Genomic DNA, 1,332 nt, shown 5'->3' on the forward strand with positions numbered 1-1,332 from the left:
CGATCCCACTCAGCCCGCAACTGCTGCGCCTTCAGTAGGGTGGTCCACATGGCCTGGGCGCGGCGCTCCAGAAAATAGGGGTCCAGCTCCCGGCCATGGGCGATGGCGGCTTCGATGCTGCTCGCAGCGGGCGCCGGCGCACCTTCCAGCGCCCGCAACCAATCGTCCGCCAGGGCCAGCCGCAGATAAATCGCATCCGCCTCCTGGCCTACGGCCTCGGCCGCGCGCCCCCAGGCAAACCGCCCCGGGTCGGTGGGCAGCACTTGCTGCGCGAGCAAGCGCTGGCGCTCCTGGGTTTTGTCTGCCTGCGCCCCCGCTGGCGACGTTCTGGTTTGCGCCCTGGCGCCCCCGCCGGCCACCAGGCAGATCACCAGTACCGCCCAGCCCAGCCATTGCGTCAAGGCTTGGTGCCACGCAAAGGCCCCGTGCAGGCCAAGGCCTGCAGCCTGCGCTGTTCTCCCTCGCATCGCATACCCCTTTTTTAGTGTCATTGTTCGCGGATTGTGCGGCCAAGGGGTTGCTACAAGGCCAGAATTCGGGCCCACCGCACGGTCGGCGGCCACGCCGTCTGGAGCATGCGACACTACTGTATGTCTCAACAGGTGTGGGCCGCACAGGCCCTTGAATCTTTCGATGCGGTGGTGTCGGCCACCGAGGGTTTTCGCAGCCGTGCTGGCCAGCGGCTGATGGCGCAGCAGGTGGCACGCACCTTCAGCAGCGCCACCTTGGGCAAGGTGGATGAAGAAAGTGGCGAGGCCGCGCCCACGCGGTCCATCGCTGTGATCCAGGCGGGCACGGGCGTGGGCAAGTCGCTGGCGTACTGCGCACCCGCCATTGCGCTGGCGCTGTCGCGCGGAACGCGGGTGTTGATCTCCACAGCCACGGTGGCTCTGCAGGAGCAACTGGTCAACAAGGACCTCCCCGCATTGGCCGCGCTGATGCCCCAGCCCTTCAAATTTGCGCTGGCCAAGGGGCGCGGGCGCTATGTGTGCAAGCTCAAGCTCGACCGCCTGGCGGGCACGGGCGAGGCGGAGGAAGAGGGCGAAGACGACCTGTTTGCCGAGGAGGAAGCCGCCGCCCGCGCCAAGCGCCCCCGGCACGAAACCGAGGCGCGCATCCAGTTCTATTCGACGATGGCGCAAACCTTGTCGAAAGGCGCGTGGGACGGCGACCGCGACAGCCTCGATACACCGCCCGAGCCCGAGGTGTGGAGCCCCGTGGCGGCCGAAGGCGCATCGTGCACCGGCAAGCACTGCCCGGCCTTCAGCCAGTGCACCTACTACGACAAGCGCAAGGAGCTGGTGGGCGCGCAGGTGATCGTGGCCAACCACG

The 1,332-nt window shown here is 67.8% G+C and carries 1 protein-coding gene and 1 pseudogene; one reads left to right on the plus strand and one right to left on the minus strand.

The window, feature by feature from the left end; translation table 11 throughout:
- Positions 1-401, minus strand: a pseudogene (locus DBR23_RS20275) (hypothetical protein); the annotation flags it as partial.
- A 189-nt stretch (positions 402-590) separates the two neighbouring features.
- Between DBR23_RS20275 and DBR23_RS20280 the strand changes: the two are divergent.
- Positions 591-1,332, plus strand: a 742-nt coding sequence (locus DBR23_RS20280) for a DEAD/DEAH box helicase (protein WP_369882146.1), incomplete at its 3' end; no start/stop codon positions are given.

Source organism: Acidovorax sp. HMWF018, from assembly GCF_003061035.1.
In the GTDB taxonomy this organism is placed as follows: Bacteria; Pseudomonadota; Gammaproteobacteria; order Burkholderiales; family Burkholderiaceae_C; genus Acidovorax; species Acidovorax delafieldii.